This is a genomic window from Sphingopyxis sp. A083 (assembly GCF_001468495.1).
Taxonomy (GTDB): domain Bacteria; phylum Pseudomonadota; class Alphaproteobacteria; order Sphingomonadales; family Sphingomonadaceae; genus Sphingopyxis; species Sphingopyxis terrae.
This window is the reverse complement of record NZ_LNSK01000001.1, coordinates 1-15,584: the sequence shown is the minus strand read 5'-3', so window position 1 is coordinate 15,584 and position 15,584 is coordinate 1. Positions and strand designations below refer to the sequence as shown.

14 protein-coding genes are annotated in these 15,584 nt (G+C 66.8%); 10 read left to right on the top strand and 4 right to left on the bottom strand.

Translation table 11 applies throughout. From position 1 onward, the window contains the following. Positions 1–129: 129 nt before the first annotated feature. Positions 130–540, bottom strand: coding sequence for an acyl-CoA thioesterase (locus ATE59_RS00070; RefSeq protein WP_058810779.1), 411 nt, complete (start codon positions 538–540; stop codon positions 130–132). 104 nt (positions 541–644) lie between these two features. After that, positions 645–1,115 (bottom strand): preQ(1) synthase, encoded by a 471-nt coding sequence (gene queF / locus ATE59_RS00065; protein ID WP_058810778.1) that lies wholly within the window; start codon positions 1,113–1,115, stop codon positions 645–647. A 122-nt stretch (positions 1,116–1,237) separates the two neighbouring features. Between queF and ATE59_RS00060 the strand changes: the two genes are divergently transcribed. The 4 genes from ATE59_RS00060 to ATE59_RS00045 all read left to right on the top strand — a co-directional run bounded on the left by ATE59_RS00060 (position 1,238) and on the right by ATE59_RS00045 (position 6,255). Continuing rightward, a complete protein-coding gene (locus ATE59_RS00060) occupies positions 1,238–2,671 on the top strand; it encodes a hypothetical protein (RefSeq protein ID WP_058810777.1) in 1,434 nt (477 codons plus the stop codon). Positions 2,672–2,880: 209 nt separating this feature from the next. Beyond that, on the top strand, positions 2,881–3,723 hold the full coding sequence (gene sseA / locus ATE59_RS00055; RefSeq protein WP_058810776.1) for a 3-mercaptopyruvate sulfurtransferase: 843 nt from the start codon (positions 2,881–2,883) through the stop codon (positions 3,721–3,723). A 7-nt stretch (positions 3,724–3,730) separates the two neighbouring features. Then, positions 3,731–4,948, top strand: coding sequence for a cystathionine beta-lyase (metC, locus tag ATE59_RS00050; protein ID WP_058810775.1), 1,218 nt, complete (start codon positions 3,731–3,733; stop codon positions 4,946–4,948). After that, positions 4,945–6,255, top strand: a complete 1,311-nt coding sequence (locus tag ATE59_RS00045; protein WP_058810774.1) for a mechanosensitive ion channel family protein — start codon at positions 4,945–4,947, stop codon at positions 6,253–6,255. Before metC ends, ATE59_RS00045 begins: the two co-directional genes overlap by 4 nt. An 18-nt stretch (positions 6,256–6,273) precedes the next feature. On the opposite strand, the gene ppa is transcribed toward ATE59_RS00045, so the two are convergent. Beyond that, on the bottom strand, positions 6,274–6,810 hold the full coding sequence (ppa, locus tag ATE59_RS00040) for an inorganic diphosphatase (RefSeq protein WP_003041938.1): 537 nt from the start codon (positions 6,808–6,810) through the stop codon (positions 6,274–6,276). Between the two features lie 94 nt (positions 6,811–6,904). Beyond that, the gene (locus ATE59_RS00035; RefSeq protein WP_058810773.1) at positions 6,905–8,842 is read right to left on the bottom strand and encodes a M61 family metallopeptidase; all 1,938 of its coding nucleotides are present in this window, start codon (positions 8,840–8,842) and stop codon (positions 6,905–6,907) included. A 96-nt stretch (positions 8,843–8,938) separates the two neighbouring features. On the opposite strand from ATE59_RS00035, the gene hisS reads away from it, so the two are divergent. The 6 genes from hisS to ATE59_RS00005 all read left to right on the top strand — a co-directional run. Beyond that, entirely contained in the window at positions 8,939–10,186 is a 1,248-nt protein-coding gene (gene hisS / locus ATE59_RS00030) for a histidine--tRNA ligase (RefSeq protein ID WP_058810772.1), read from the top strand. Then, positions 10,186–11,256: a peptide chain release factor 1 gene (gene prfA / locus ATE59_RS00025; RefSeq protein ID WP_058810771.1), complete on the top strand. Its 1,071-nt coding sequence runs from the start codon at positions 10,186–10,188 to the stop codon at positions 11,254–11,256. Before hisS ends, prfA begins: the two co-directional genes overlap by 1 nt. Next, positions 11,249–12,097 (top strand): peptide chain release factor N(5)-glutamine methyltransferase, encoded by an 849-nt coding sequence (gene prmC / locus ATE59_RS00020; protein WP_082657238.1) that lies wholly within the window; start codon positions 11,249–11,251, stop codon positions 12,095–12,097. The genes prfA and prmC overlap by 8 nt, the downstream gene beginning before the upstream one ends. Positions 12,098–12,343: 246 nt before the next feature. Then, on the top strand, positions 12,344–13,138 hold the full coding sequence (locus ATE59_RS00015) for a DUF4167 domain-containing protein (protein WP_058810770.1): 795 nt from the start codon (positions 12,344–12,346) through the stop codon (positions 13,136–13,138). A gap of 81 nt (positions 13,139–13,219) precedes the next feature. Continuing rightward, the gene (locus ATE59_RS00010) at positions 13,220–14,608 is read left to right on the top strand and encodes a DUF4139 domain-containing protein (RefSeq protein WP_156416673.1); all 1,389 of its coding nucleotides are present in this window, start codon (positions 13,220–13,222) and stop codon (positions 14,606–14,608) included. A gap of 8 nt (positions 14,609–14,616) precedes the next feature. Beyond that, on the top strand, positions 14,617–15,584 hold a 968-nt coding region (locus ATE59_RS00005), incomplete at its 3' end, for a DUF4139 domain-containing protein (RefSeq protein ID WP_443029270.1).

Genomic DNA, 15,584 nt, shown 5'->3' with positions numbered 1-15,584 from the left:
AGTCCCGAGTCGGTAGTGTGTTCCCCGGCGAAGGCCGGCGTCCAGGGCTTTAAAGCTCCAACGTCAGCGATTGGCGCTCTGGACCCCGGCCTTCGCCGGGGAACACAAAGCTGTCGCAGAGACGCTATCCTAAACCTTCTCGCCCGGAAAGAAGCGTGCGATCACGTCGCTGGCAAGGCGCGCCGGGCGCAGCGTTTCGGCGTCGATGCAGCACCAGCTCGATTTGACTTCGGCAAGCACCTCTTCGCCACGCTTGATGATCGTTTCATAGAAGGCGCGCGCGCCCTGGACCTTTTCCAGGATCACCGTCGCGATGACCTCATCGTCCAGAAAGGCGGGGCGGCGATAAGTGATTTCATGCTTCAGCGCGACCCACAGATGCTGGGCAACCGCCTCGGGCGGCGCGATCTTGCGCCAGTGCGACAGGACGGCATCCTGCACCCAGCTCAGATAATGGGCGTTGTTGACGTGGCCCATGAAGTCGATGACGTCGGGGCCGACGGTGATGTCATGGTCGTGGGGAAGCGCAGCGCTGCTCATATCGTTGACACTAGTGTCAACAATTGGTGACGGAAAGATGAAATCCGATTCTTTTCTGGTCCGGTCTCGGGAAGGGCCATCTTCGACGTCGGCGAAGCAGGCACTCAGCCGCGGCCGCGATAGGGGGCGACCCCCTGATCGGGCAGCCACAGCCCCTGGGGCGGCGGCCCCGATTGCCAGAACACGTCGATAGGAATGCCGCCGCGCGGATACCAATAGCCGCCGATGCGCAGCCATTGCGGCTGCATCTCGTCGAACAGGCGGCGGCCGATACCGACGGTGCAGTCTTCGTGAAAGCCCGCATGATTGCGGAAGGAGCCGAGGAACAGCTTGAGGCTCTTCGATTCGACGATCGTTTCGCCCGGCGCATAGTCGATCACCAGATGCGCAAAGTCGGGCTGCCCGGTGACGGGGCAGAGCGAGGTGAATTCGGGCGCGGCAAAGCGCACGAGATACAGCTCGCCGGGGCGCGGATTGGGTACATAGTCGAGCAATGCCGCCTCGGGCGAGGCAGGCAGTTCACTCGATTGGCCGAGATGTTTGGGCTGAAGCGGCGTATGGCTGGAATCACTCATGGCTTTCGTCTAGTGCGGCGCGCAGCCGATGTCACCGTCGATCGGGACGGGATGGCGGTGCGATGCGCCCGCGCGATACGCAAGGCGCAGGCCATACAGAGTTTTCGGGATCGCATAATATCATGACGAAGCGGAGTTTCGGGCGGACAGCGAAGACGGCGCGGCTATCGACCGCCGCGCTGGCGGCGGTGCTGATCGCGGGCGCGGCGGGGACGCCGGCGCTGGCGCAACAGGACGAAACGCCCGCCCCGACCCCGGCGCCATCGGCCACCAGTCCGTCGACCTTCCGCCTGCCGTCGACCAACGATGGCCGCACCACGGGGATGCAGGGTCCGGCGGACAATGGTATTCCGCCGCTTGCGCCGGGCGAGCGCCGCGGGACTCCGGCACCGACGCCTGCGCCTGCGCCGACCGTGGTCGTCCCGACGCGCCCTGCGACCGCGCCGACGACCCAGCGTCCGACCGCGACTACGCCCGCGCCGACCCCCGCGCCCACCCCGACGCGCCGCGATGCCCCCGCTGCGGCGCAGACGCGCCCGCCTTCCGCGACGCCGACGCCCGCGCCGACCCCGGCACCGACCGCGTCGCAGGACGCGCCCGCTGCGACCCCGCCGTCCGACGATGCCGCCACGCTGCCGGGCTTCACCAGCGATCCGACGAGCGCGGCGGGCACGCTCGACGCGCCGGTGCAGCCGTCGGACGAGGCGGCCGGTCCGGCGGCGCCGATCGACAAGGGCGCGGTGCCGATCTGGGCGTGGCTGCTCGCCGGGCTCGCCGCTGCCGGGGCAGGGCTATGGTATTGGCGCCGCCGTCCGGCGCCCGCCGCTGACGCCCCGGCCGATTACGAGCAGCCCGCACCGCGTCCCGCCGCCCCTGCACCGCGCGCCGCCGCGCCGCAATCCGTTCCCCCGGCGCCGCAGCCTGCGCCGCAACCCGCGCCGCAACCGGATCGTGCGCCCCAGCCGCAATTCCGTCCGACGCCGCTTCCGGTTGCCTCGCCGCCCGTTCCCTCCCCGCTCGTCACGCGCCCCGCGGCAGAACGGCGCGCGCAGGTGTCGATGGCGTTCGAGGTGCGCGACATTCGCCTGACGTCCGAGCATCTGGTCGTGTCCTTCACGCTCAACCTGCTCAACGAGGGGCTGCTCGACGCCACCGGTCTGCTCGTCCGTATCGCGCTCCATCAGGCGTCGGCGATGCCCGAAGCGGTGCTCGCGCGCTTTTTCGACGGCGCGGGGGGCAGCGTGCTGCGCGACGACATGACATTGGCGGCAGGCGCGGGCGAGGCGCTGACGACCGAGGTCATGTTGCCGCGCGCGATCGTCGAGCCGCTGGTGATCGGCGGCCGCCCGATGCTCATCCCGGTCATCGCGCTCGACGTCACCTATCATTGGGACGGCCCGGGCGAGGCTTTCGGCCAGAATGCCGGCAGTTTCGTGCTCGGCCGCGAACAGGGGACCAGCGGCAGCGACAAGCTGGCGCCGCTGCCCTTCGATCGCCCGATGCTGGTCATTGACCGCCCCGGTGCACGCACGACCGCCGTGCGCCGGATGCAGTGATTCCCCGCGTCGCGCGGGCGCCACGCTCCGCTTTGCCTCCGCTTTTGTGTTGCGGCGCAACATTGACTGGGGCAGAGCGCCACTGCGCTTGAAAAAGCGCAGGGGGGGGCATAGGCTGATGCTCCCCGGAAAGATTAAGAGCCACAGCAGGATGGCCGGCGGAGGGAATGGATAGAAGGTCCACCGCCCGGTCGTAACAGGAGCATGACATGGACGCCTTGGTTTCTACCGAATGGCTGGAACGCGAACTGGGGGCATCGGACCTGCGGGTTGTCGATGCGACGAAATTCATGGCGGGAACCGACCGCGACGCGCGCGCCGAATATGAAGCCGGCCATATCCCCGGCGCGGTGTTCATGGACCTGACCGAATTGGCCGACACGGCGAGCGCGGTCGAAAATATGGCACCGCCGCCCGAAAAATTCGCAAGCCGCATGCAGTCGCTCGGCCTCGGCGACGGCAGCCGGATCGTGATCTATGACGACAGCCCGCTCAAGAGCGCGGCGCGCGCCTGGTGGCTGCTCAAACTGTTCGGCGCGCATGATGTCGCGCTCCTCGACGGCGGCCTCGCCAAGTGGAAGGCCGAGGGGCGCCCGCTCGAAATGGGCAAGCAGACGCTGCGCCACCGTCACTTTACCGTATGGCGCGACGCGAAGGCCGTCCGCACCAAGGATCAGATGCTCGCCAATGTCGATGGCGGCACCGAACAGGTCGTCGACGCGCGCCCGGCGGCGCGCTTCACGGGCGAGGAACGCGATCCGCGTCCGGGCATGGCACCGGGACATATTCCCGGTTCGCGCAGCCTGCCGCACGGCCAGCTGTTCAACGACGATGGCACGTGGAAGCAGGGCGATGCGCTGAAGGCGGCTTTCGATGCCGCCGGGATCGATCTCGACAAGCCGCTCGTCGCAACTTGCGGCAGCGGTATGACTGCGACCGTCCTTGCCTTTGGCGCGCATCTGCTCGGCAAGGATGATGTCGCCGTCTATGACGGCAGCTGGAGCGAATGGGGCGCCGACGCGGCCACCCCGAAAGCGACCGGCGCGGCCTGACCGGGCGGTGGCCGGCCCGGCGGACAAGGATGATCGACGCCGCCCCGCGACGAAGCTCGTCCAGGGCGGGCGGCGTCCCGAATGGACGGGCGACCCGCGGCTTGGCGGGGGCATCGTCAATCCGCCGGTCTGGCGTGCCTCGACGATCCTTTACGACAGTATCGCCGATCTGAAGGCGCGCGGCCATGCGACGCACGACAAGCTCTATTACGGTCGCCGCGGTACGCCGACGGTATGGGCGCTTGCCGACGCGTTGACCGAACTCGAACCGGGTGCGGAGGGCACGCTGCTCTATCCTTCGGGCGTTGCGGCGATATCGTCGGGGCTGCTCGCGCTGCTGGCGCCGGGCGATCATCTGCTGATGGTCGACAGCGCCTATGAACCGACGCGCAGCTTTTGCGACGGCATGCTCGCGCGTTTCGGGGTGCGGACGAGTTATTATGATCCGTGCGTCGGCGCGCGCATCGCCGATTTGATCGAACCCGAAACGCGGCTGATCTTCCTCGAATCGCCGGGCAGCCTGACCTTCGAGGTGCAGGATGTGCCAGCGATCACGCGCATTGCCCGCGATCGCGGCATCGTGACGATGCTCGACAACACTTGGGCGACTCCGCTGCTCTTTCCGGCGATCGCGCATGGCATCGACGTGACGATGATGAGCCTGACAAAATATGTTGGCGGTCATTCAGACGCGATGATGGGCTCGCTCACCGCGACGCGCAGCCTCTGGCCGCGGCTGCGGCAGGCGACCTATCAGCTCGGCCATTCGGTATCGCCCGACGATTGCGCGCTGATGCTGCGCGGGCTGCGCACGCTGGATGTGCGGCTGGAGCGACACGGCGCCAATGCGCTTGCGGTGGCGCGATGGCTTGCGGCGCGGCCCGAGGTCGGGCGGGTTCTCTACCCGGCGCTGGCGGACGATCCGGGCCATGCGCTTTGGACGCGCGATTTTTCGGGAGCGAGCGGCCTGTTCGGCTTTACGCTGAAAGGCGCCGACGATGCTGCACGCGCGCGCTTTATCGACGCGCTCACCCTGTTCGGCATCGGTTTCAGCTGGGGCGGCTTCGAAAGCCTGGTGGTGCCAAGCGATCCGCAGGCGATTCGCACCGCGACCGACTGGACCGACCCCGATGCGCTCATCCGCCTGTCGATCGGACTCGAGGATCCGGCCGACCTGATCGCCGATCTCGAACGCGGATTCGCGGCGCTCGGCGGCGCATCATGATGGACGCGCTGCTCGTCCGGCTGGGCTTGCCGCGCATGGCGGAGGCCCAGTTGGCCGAGCTCGGCGTCGCCGCGATGATCGCCGGGGCCGCGTTGATCGTTGGCTGGACGCTGAAGGTCCGGCTCGGGCCGCGGCTGGCCGACTGGCTCCATGGCCGCGAACGCCATTCCCGCGGGCCGCTGACCGAACGAGCGCCCGCGATTCTCGGCTGGCTGGTCGCGCTTCTGATCGCCGGAATTGGCTGGAGCGTCTGGGCCTGGACGCCCTATCCCGCGCTGCTGCTCGGGCTGGTGCTCGCTTTCTCGGCCGCGGCGACGGCGCGCAATCTGGTGCTGGGTGTCGGGCTGGGCCGCGTGTCGGCGCTGATGCTGGCGGCGGGGCTTTTCGTGGCGCTGTTGTCGCATGTCGTCGGCGGACTGGCGACCCTGCAGGACCGGCTCGATGCGATCGGCTTCAGCGCCGGGCGCATGCATGTTTCGCTGCTGTCGCTCATCAATATCGCGCTGACGGCGCTGGTGCTGTTCCTGCTGGTGCGTATCGCCAACCGGGTCGTGCGGCGCGTCGTGCGCGGCGGTCCTGACCTTGATCCCACGCAGCAATTGCTGGTCGAGAAGATCGCGAGCGTCGTGATCGTCATCGCCGCCTTCTTCGTCGGCATCGATCTGCTCGGCATCGACCTGACTGCCTTTGCGGTCTTTTCGGGCGCGCTCGGGCTGGCAGTTGGCTTCGGCCTGCAAAAGACGTTCGGCAATCTGATCGCCGGGATCATCCTGTTGATGGACCGGTCGATCAAGCCGGGCGACGTCATCGTCGTCGCCGATGCGGTGGGACGGGTGAACAAGATCGGGGTGCGCGCGGTGTCGGTCATCACGCGCGACGGCAAGGAACATCTGATTCCGAACGAGCTGCTGATGACCGAGCGGGTCGAGAACTGGAGTTATTCGAGCCGCGAAGTGCGAATCAAGATGGCGGTCGGCGTCAGCTATGACAGCGATCTGCGGCTGGCGCAGCGGTTGATGCTCGAGGCCGCCGACGAAGCGCCGCGCGTTCTAAAAAAACCCGCCCCGGTGTGCTGGATCACCGGCTTCGGCGACAGCGCGGTCAACCATGAACTGCGGCTGTGGATTTCAGACCCCGAAAGCGGGCTCGGCAATATCCAGGGCGACGTCTTTCTGCGCATCTGGGACAAGTTCAAGGCGGCGGGAATCGAAATTCCCTTTCCGCAGCGCGACGTCCATGTCCGCTCGCTACCCGAAAAAACGCCCGCTACGGCAAAGCCGAAGCGGGCGTCTCGAAAGCCGGACTGAGCGATACCGCCGCCCGCGTCAGAATCCCTTGGCCTTGGCGCGTTCGATCCCTTGGAGAATGATCGCCTTGGCTTCATCGACGTCGCCCCAGCCGCCGAGCTTCACCCATTTTCCGGGTTCGAGATCCTTGTAGTGGGCAAAGAAATGCTCGATCTGCTGCAGCACGATCGGCGGCATGTCGGAGTAGCTTGCGACGTTCGCATAATAAGGAAAGGTCGAATTGACCGGCACGCACAGAAGCTTTTCATCGCCGCCGCCATCGTCTTCCATCTTGAGGACGCCGATCGGGCGGCATTTGACGACCGCACCGGCAACGACCGGCGACCGCGCAACCACCAAGGCATCGAGCGGATCGCCGTCTTCGCCCAGCGTATGCGGAATGAAGCCATAATTGGCGGGATAGCGCATCGGCGTGTGCAGGAAGCGATCGACGAACAGCGCTCCCGAAGCCTTGTCGAATTCATATTTCACCGGCTCGCCGCCGATCGGCACCTCGATCAGCACGTTCAGGCTGTCGGGCGGACTGTCGCCGGCGGGGATCAGGTCGATGCGCATGGGAGAGTTTCCTTGTTTGGTGATTTGCGCGCGCCTTTAGCGCCCGTGGGCGCCGAAAGTCGAGGCCATTACGACCAAAGATAGGCCGGCGCGATCAGAGCGCGCGTTTGGGCGCGAGCAGCTGGTCGAACCAGTCGGGGCCCGTGCCGACCTTTTCGAGGTGCGGCCAGCGCAGCCCGCCATGATAGTCGATCTCGACCGTCCGGTAGCGGCCGCCGCGTTCGACGAGCAGCCGAACCGGCGTCTTGCCGTCGGCGGCGGCACGGATCGCCGCCTCCAGCCGCTCGCGGTTATAGGCCATGCCGTCGACCGCCAGGATTTTGGTGCCGTTGATGATGTCGGCGCGAAAGGCGGGGCCGTCCCACAGGATGCTGCCGGCGACGCCGTCCTTGTCCACGGTCATGCCCAGCGAATGGGTGAGGTCGAAATTCTTCGCCCGCGCCATCCGCGCCCGGTCATAGGCGTTGGGGGCATCGCGCCAGACGAGGCGGTAGCCCGCCTTTTCGATACCGCCGACGGGCGCCGGCTGGCCGGGTTCCTGAAGCCGCGTGCGCAGGAACTTGTCCCAGTCATAGGGATAGACGGCGTTGAGCGCCGCGACGACATCGGCGAAATTATAGGTAACCTCGCCCCAGTCGCCGTCGCGGCCGCCGAAGAAGCCGCGCGCGAAATCGTCGAGGCTCTTGGCATTGTTGGTCGCGCCGCGGATCAGCATGTCGGCCTCGAGCCAGACAAGCGAGCCTTCGTTGTAATAATCCTCGGTGCGCGTCGCGCTGGGGAAGGGGCGCGGCTTGCGCGCCGCGATCACCGGATCGAGCGTCGTATCCTCGACCGATCGCCATGCGCGCCCCGGCTGGACGCTGTAGAAGGCGGCGTTGCTCGCCCATTCGCCGAGGATCGTGTCCTTCGACTGCATCCCCGACCGGCCGGCGAGGACCAGATCCCAGAAGCTCGTCTGGCCTTCATAGACCCACAGCAGATTGCCCTGCATCGGGGTGCGATAGTCGGGGGTCCATAATTTGTCGGGGCGGCGATATTTGCCGTTCCAGCTATGCACGAATTCGTGCGGCAGCAGCCCGCGATCCGAATCGCCATCGTCCCATTTGGTGAAATAGTCGGTGCCGCGGCTGTTCTCGCTGCTGCGATGATGCTCGAGGCCAATGCCGCCCAGCTCGTCGGTCAGGGCGAGCAGAAATTCGTAGCGGTCGAAATGTTTCGTCCCGAACAGCGCCAGCGTTTCCGACACCAGCGCAGCGTGGCGTGCGATCTGGTCGGGCGTCGCGTCGAGATATTTGGCCTCGTCGGCGACGACGTTCAGCGTGACATTCTGACCCAGATCCCATTTGCGGAAATAGCGCCCCGCAAACATCGGGCTGTCGATCAGCGTTTCATAGCTCGTCGGCGCATAACTGTATCGGTTGCCCGAAATCTTGAGCCCGTCGAGCGCGGCGGCGCCGGTCCAACCTTCGGGAAGCGTCAGGTCGAGCTGCACCGGAATCTGGCGGGTGAAATAGCCCGCGGGGTACATGCTGACCTGTTCCCATTGCAGGTTCATCATCGCCGGAGTCACCACGACCCGGCCTTCGCTGCTGCGCGTCGGCGACAGGAAGTCGAAGGCGATATCGATGTTCTTGGTGCCGGCGGGCACGTCGATGTCGAAGGCGTAGACGTCGGTCGGCTGCCGCGTCCAGCCGAGCGGCTTGCCGCCGGCGCTTGCCTTGAACCCGGCGATTTCGGCGATCGCGCCGCGCGGCGCGTGCTTGCCGGGAAGCCATTGCGGATAGAGCAGGGTGAATTTGCCCGCACGCGGCACCGGAATCGTCTGGCGCACGCGATAGATGCCGCGCGCGAAGTCGGTCGCATCGACCTTGAGCAGCATCGTGCCGGGATAGGGCTTGTCGGCGGGCAGCGGGATCACATGTGGCTGAACCACCGGTTGCGGTCGGCTGTTGGCCTCCTGGGCGGCAGTGGCGGATACGAAAAGGGCGGGGGCCGCAATCAGCGCGGCGGCGACGAACGGTGCTTTTTTCATGGGCAGCGACTCTGCCGCCAATTGCCGCCGCCGTCCAGCGCGGGCTTGCGCAAGCGCGCTTTGCCTTTCGACGAAAAAAGATTAGACGCGCGGCGCATGAGCAAGGACAAAAACGCAAAGATCAGCGTCCCCCAACCGGTGCGCGGCACCCAGGACATGCTCGGCGATTTCGCCGACCGCTTTGCGCATGTCGTCGACGCGTTCGACCGGGTGCGCCGCCTCTATGGTTTCAAGCGCGTCGAGGTGCCGGTGATCGAGCCGACCGCGGTGTTCGCCCGCTCGCTCGGCGAAACGACCGACGTCGTGTCGAAGGAAATGTATTCGTTCGAGGATCGCGGCGGCGAATCGATCACGCTGCGCCCCGAATTCACCGCCGGCATCGCACGCGCTTATATTACCAATGGCTGGCAGCAGTTCGCGCCGCTGAAGGTTGCGACGCATGGGCCGCTGTTCCGGTACGAGCGCCCGCAGAAGGGCCGCTACCGCCAGTTTCACCAGCTCGACGCCGAAGTGATCGGCAGCGACAGCCCGCTCGCCGATGCCGAACTGCTCGTCTTCGCCGATCAGTTGCTGAAGGAGCTTGGCGTCGCCGAGGGCGTGACGCTGACGCTCAACACGCTCGGCGATGCGGCAAGCCGCGATGCGTGGCGCGCGGCGCTGGTCGAGCATTTCGAGGCGCACAAGGGCGACCTGTCCGAAGACAGCCTGGCGCGGCTCGACAAGAACCCACTGCGGATCTTGGACAGCAAGGATCCTCGGGATCGCCCGGTCGCCGACAGCGCGCCCGATATCGACGCCTTTCTGACGAGCGAGGCACAGGATTTCTTCGGCGCCGTAACCGCCGGGCTCGACGCTGCGGGCGTCGCGTGGGAACGCAACGCGCGGCTGGTGCGCGGGCTCGACTATTACCGCCACACTGCCTTCGAATTCGTCACCGACCGGCTGGGCGCGCAGGGCACGGTGCTCGGCGGCGGCCGCTATGACGGGCTGATCGAAGCACTCGGCGGCCCGCCGACCGCAGCCGTCGGCTGGGCGGCGGGGATCGAGCGGTTGGCGATGTTGCTTGGCGACGATGTGATCGACACGCGACTCGACGCGGTGATTGCGGTCGAGGACGATGGCCAGCTTGCGCTTGCAATGCGGGCTCTTGCGGCGCTTCGTACCGGAGGCTTTGCAACCGAAATTGTGGCGACCGGGTCGCCGCGCAAGCGTTTCGACAAGGCGGCAAAAATTCCGGCGCAAGCGCTGGTGTCCATCGGCGCGCGCGACGGTTCGCCGTACGTCAACGTGCGCGGCGACGGAGAACGGGTGCGCGCGATCGAGGCGCTCGTCCGCGCGCTCTGATGACCACCGTTTCCGCCAAGCAGATCGACGCGATCATCGAACGGCATGCGGCGCTGCAGGCGCGCATGGCGACGGGCGATATGGCGCCCGCCGATTTCGTCGCGGCGTCGAAGGAATTTGCCGAGCTCGAACCGGTCGCCAAGGCGGCGGCCGAAGTGACGCGACTGCGCGGTGAGCTGGTGTCGCTCGCCGAAATGCTCGCCGATCCCGAGATGAAGGCGATGGCGGCCGAGGAAATCGCGGCGGTCGAGGAAGCGCTGCCCGCCGCCGAACACGACCTAGCGATCAAGCTGCTGCCCAAGGATGTCGCCGACGAACGCGCCGCGATGCTCGAAATCCGCGCCGGCACCGGCGGCGACGAGGCGGCGCTGTTCGCAGGGGACCTGCTGCGCATGTACAGCCGCTATGCCGACAGCCAGGGCTGGAAGGTCGAAATCATCTCGGCCAACGAGGCCGAGGTTGGCGGCTACAAGGAAGTCGTCGCGTCGGTCAGCGGGCAGGGCGTCTTCGCGAAGCTCAAGTTCGAAAGCGGCGTCCACCGCGTCCAGCGCGTCCCCGTCACCGAAAGCGGCGGACGCATCCACACGAGCGCTGCGACCGTCGCGGTGCTGCCCGAGGCCGAAGAGGTCGACGTCGCGATCAACGACAACGACCTCAAGATCGATATCTACCGAGCGTCGGGCGCGGGCGGACAGCACGTCAACACGACCGATTCGGCGATCCGCATCACACATATTCCGACCGGGCTCGTCGTGATCCAGCAGGACCAGCGCAGCCAGCACAAGAATCGCGCCAAGGCGATGCAGGTGCTGCGTGCGCGGCTCTATGATCTGGAGCGCGAGAAGATCCACAGCGCCGAGGCGTCGGCGCGCAAGTCGATGGTGGGGTCTGGCGACCGGTCGGAGCGCATCCGCACCTATAATTTCCCGCAAGGCCGCGTCACCGATCACCGCATCAACCTGACGCTCCACCGTCTGCCCGAGATATTGGAAGGGCAGATGGACGAACTGATCGACGCGCTGATCGCCGAGGATCAGGCGCAGCGGCTGGCGGGGCTCGCCGATGGCTGACCGGCGCGGCGAAGTGGACAATAATCTCCGCACCGCGACCAATCTCCTGTCGGCGACGAGCGACACGCCCCGGCTCGATGCCGAATTGCTGATGGCGCACGCGCTCGGCATCGACCGCCAGGCCCTGTTGCTCGATTCTTCGCGCTATGAGGTGCCCGAGAGTTTCGTGCAGCTGGTCGCGCGGCGCATGGGTTACGAGCCGATCGCCTATATTGTCGGCTATCGCGATTTCTGGACGATCCGCGTCGAAGTGGGGCCAGGCGTGCTGATTCCGCGGCCCGACAGCGAAACGCTGATCGAGGTCGCCATCGACATTGCGCGCGAGCGTGGGGCGGGCTGGCCGCGCGCCATTCTCGATCTCGGCACCGGTCCGGGAACGCTGCTGCTCGCGGCGCTCGACGTCTTTCGGGGCGCGACCGGGCTGGGCGTCGATGCGTCCGAACAGGCGCTTGCCTATGCCCGCGACAATGCGGAAGCGCTGGGCGTCGCGGCGCGGGCAAGCTTCTGCTCCGGCGACTGGGCGGCGGGGCTCGACGGCGCGTTCGACCTCATATTGTGCAATCCGCCCTATATCGCCGACGACGAGGCGCTGATGTCCGACGTTGCCGATCATGAACCCGCCGAGGCGCTGTTTGCGGGTGCCGACGGGCTCGACGACTATCGCCGGATCATTCCCGATCTGCCGCGGCTGCTCGCTCCGGGCGGGGCCGCGATCCTTGAAATCGGGCACACGCAACGCATATCGGTGTCGGAACTGGCCGAGGCGGCGGGTTTCGCCGTCGCCTGTCGCCGCGACCTCGGCGGCCGCGATCGGGCTCTGGTGCTGACCCGGCCCGAATGATGCAGCGCAAGAATTTGCTTGGTTTCCGCCGCAAAGCCCTGTAGGGGCGGCCTACAGACCCGAGCGGGAACCTTCATTGGTCCGGCCGGTCTGCTTCCCACTTGCGATGCTGGTGCGGGGCCTTGGCCCGGCGCAGGCGGTAAGGGCAAAAACCGCGCGGCAAGCGCGGGCGCGGCGCGCAAATGGCGCGGTCGGCCAAAAGGGGTTGGCGTAGCTTATCAGCTTATCAGGATGTCTCAGTTGAACATGAACAACCGGCAGAGCGGTCGCCGTCGCGGCCGCAACAATAACAACAACCGTTCGCAGTCGGGTGGCGGCCGCGGCGGTGTCGACCAGGCCAATCGTATCGACAGCCGGGCGCGCGGCAACGCGGCGCAGATGATCGAGAAATACAAAAATCTCGCGCGCGACGCCCAGCTTTCGGGCGACCGTGTCCAGACCGAATATTATCTTCAGTTTGCCGACCATTATTTCCGCGTGCACAGCGATTTCCGCGCCCGCCAGGAAGAACGGAACGGCGGCCCGTCGGATCGCAACGATCGCCAGCGTGAAATCCGCGGCGTCGAGGATTTCGACGCGCACGATGACACCGATCTCGATAGCGACGGCAATGACGGCGACGGCGATCAGAGCGAGAGCCGCGACCGCCAGAGCGACGACAATCGCAGCAACCGCCGCGATCGCGACCGCAACAATGACCGCGCCAATGATCGCGGCAACGACCGGGGCAACCGTCGCAACAATCGCGATGCGGCACGCGGCGATGACGACGCCGGTGGCGATGGCGAAAGCACGACCGAAGCCGAAGCGACCGAAGAGGCTGCACCGGCGCCGCGCCGCCGCGGCCCGCGCCGCGCCCGGCCCGAGGCCGCTGCCGAAGACAGCAGCAGCATCGACAGCGCCGCGCTGCCCCCCGCAATCGGGCGCAGCGAACGCGCCGCCGAGGCCGAAACCGCCGACGCCGATGCGCCTGCGCCGAAGGCGCGCCGCACCCGCCGCACGCTCGCCGCGCGCGACACCGGGGTCGAAGCGGCCGAATAAGCCCGCGATTTCGCACTGGTTTTTACCGGCGACATGACCTAGCCTCCCGCCATCGTTCGCGATGGCTGGGGGAGAATATCGATGCGCCGGTTGGTCTTGGCTTTGGGTCCGGTGATGCTCGCCGGCCTTGCATATCCGGCCCTGGCGCAGGACGGCGACCCTGCCACCGCGCAGGGCGATGTTGCAGTCACCATCTATAATAATGGTCAGTCGCTGGTGCAGGATGCGCGCCAGCTCTCGGTCGCGCGCGGCCGCAACCGGATCGAATTTCCCGACGTATCGGCGCGCATCCGGCCCGAGACGGTGACGCTCTCGGGCGCCGGGCTCTCGATCGTCGAGCAGAATTTCGATTTCGACCTGCTCACCCCCGACAAGCTGATGGACAAGGCGGTCGGCCAGTCGGTGACGCTGGTCCGCACCAATCCCGCGACCGGCGCCGAAAAGAGCGAGCGGGCCAAGGTGCTCGCGGCGAACGGCGGCATCGTGCTGCAGATCGGCGACCGGATCGAGGTGCTGCGCGACGACGGCCTGCCGGTGCGCACCGTGTTCGACCGCCTGCCGCCCAATTTGCGCGCGCGGCCGACGCTGTCGGTGACGGTCGACGCTGCCGAAGCGGGCGCGGTGCCGGCTCGGCTTTCCTATCTGACGCCCAATCTGGGCTGGACCGCCGATTATGTCGCGCTGTTCGACGCGGCGAAGGGCGCGATGGACCTTCAGGGCTGGGTGACGCTGACCAACACGACCGGTACGACCTTCACCAATGCGCGCACCCTTTTGGTGGCGGGCAATCCCAATGGCGGCGGTGGCGGCTTCACCCGGCTTGCCGGGACGATGGACAGCGCGGGCACCGAATCGAACGACCGCGAGCGGCTGGGCGACTATTATCTCTATCCGCTGCCCGCACGCACCACGATCGCCAATGCGCAGCAGAAACAGGTCAGCTTCCTCGACGTGAAGGGGGCGCCGGCGAAATCGACCTATGAGTTCACCAATCGCTGGCTCGGCAGCAGCAACGATCCGGTCAGCGCGGCGAGTGTGCTGCGCTTTTCGACCTCGCGCCAGGGCGGGCTCGGCGACCAGCTGCCCGCCGGAACGATCCGCGTCTACATGCGCGACGCGCGCGGCGATCCGCAATTCATCGGCGAAAATCGCATCGACCATACCCCGATGGGTTCGGCGATGTCGCTGCGCACCGGCGACGCGTTCGATGTGAAGGTGCTGCCCACCATCGTCTCGCGCACGCGCAAGGGCGATTCGCGCTGGGTGACGAAGATGAAATATACGCTCAGCAACGCGCGGCCGGGTCCGATCACGGTCCAACTGGCACAGGACGGGCTGTGGGGCGATGTGCGGATCGTCGACGAAAGCCTGAAGAGCGAACGCGTCTCCGCCGACCGCGTCGAATGGCAGGTGCCGGTCCCGGCCAACGGCAAGGCCGACGTCACCGTCACTTTCGACACCCGCTATTGAGCCGGGGCGTGGCACGCGGCTGGCCGCTGTTGATCTGGGCCGCGGCGCTGCTCGCGGCGCAGCCGGCGCTTGCGCAGACCGAGCGGCCGATCGTCGTTTCGGCGGCGGCGCAGGATGTCGCGGTCACCGTCTATCGTGCGCCGAATCGCGGCAGCGGGCCGATCGATCCGCGCTGGCCGCGCGGTTTTGCCTTCATCACCGAAAGCCGCCGCGTGACGCTGCCCGCGGGGGTGTCGGTGGTGCGGTTCGAAGGCGTGGCCGAAGGACTGCTCCCCGAAACCGCCGTGGTCAGCGGGCTTCCCGACGGGGTAATCGAAAAGAACCGCGATTCCCGCCTGCTTTCCCCCGCCGGGCTGGTCGACGCCTATCTGAAGCGCAGCGTGACGCTTCGCCGCACCAATCTGAAGACCGGCAAGGCGGTGGAGCAGGAGGCGGTGATCCAGGCCGGGCCGAATGGCGGGGTCATCGTGGAAACCGCGAACGGGATCGAAGCGCTCGGCTGTTCGGGCCTGCCCGAACGCATGCTCTATCCGCGCGTCCCCAAGGATCTGTCGCCGCGCCCGACGCTGTCGGTGCTTGTCGAAAGCACGGCGGCGCGCACCGTCACCATCCAGCTCCTCTATCTGGCCGAAGGGTTCGACTGGGCAGCCAATTATGTCGCGAATCGCGGTGCCGACGGCAAGACGCTCGACCTCACGGGCTGGGTCACGGTCGCCAATGGCGGCGTGACGAGTTTTCCCAATGCCCAACTCAACGTCATCGCGGGACGGCTCAACAAGATGTACAGCCCCCCGCTGCCGCGCAGCACGCCGGGGCCGCTGGTGCTCAAATGCTGGCCGATGGATGTCACGAGTACGCACCCCTATTGGGAGCTGCCGCCGATCGACGAGTATGAAAATTACGCCGCCGATGCGGTGCAGGAGGTTGTCGTGACCGCCCGGCGCCGGGGCGCGGACCTGCGCGCCCCGCCCGCTCC

Bases quoted from the DNA above. Each gene is read 5' to 3' on its own strand.
- sseA (WP_058810776.1), top strand. From the start codon at position 2,881: ATGGACGCCTTGGTTTCTACCGAATGGCTGGAACGCGAACTGGGGGCA.
- ppa (WP_003041938.1), bottom strand. From the start codon at position 6,810: ATGCGCATCGACCTGATCCCCGCCGGCGACAGTCCGCCCGACAGCCTG.
- prfA (WP_058810771.1), top strand. From the start codon at position 10,186: ATGACCACCGTTTCCGCCAAGCAGATCGACGCGATCATCGAACGGCAT.
- ATE59_RS00070 (WP_058810779.1), bottom strand. From the start codon at position 540: ATGAGCAGCGCTGCGCTTCCCCACGACCATGACATCACCGTCGGCCCC.
- ATE59_RS00035 (WP_058810773.1), bottom strand. From the start codon at position 8,842: ATGAAAAAAGCACCGTTCGTCGCCGCCGCGCTGATTGCGGCCCCCGCC.
- ATE59_RS00015 (WP_058810770.1), top strand. From the start codon at position 12,344: ATGAACAACCGGCAGAGCGGTCGCCGTCGCGGCCGCAACAATAACAAC.
- hisS (WP_058810772.1), top strand. From the start codon at position 8,939: ATGAGCAAGGACAAAAACGCAAAGATCAGCGTCCCCCAACCGGTGCGC.
- ATE59_RS00045 (WP_058810774.1), top strand. From the start codon at position 4,945: ATGATGGACGCGCTGCTCGTCCGGCTGGGCTTGCCGCGCATGGCGGAG.
- ATE59_RS00060 (WP_058810777.1), top strand. From the start codon at position 1,238: ATGACGAAGCGGAGTTTCGGGCGGACAGCGAAGACGGCGCGGCTATCG.
- prmC (WP_082657238.1), top strand. From the start codon at position 11,249: ATGGCTGACCGGCGCGGCGAAGTGGACAATAATCTCCGCACCGCGACC.
- ATE59_RS00010 (WP_156416673.1), top strand. From the start codon at position 13,220: ATGCGCCGGTTGGTCTTGGCTTTGGGTCCGGTGATGCTCGCCGGCCTT.
- queF (WP_058810778.1), bottom strand. From the start codon at position 1,115: ATGAGTGATTCCAGCCATACGCCGCTTCAGCCCAAACATCTCGGCCAA.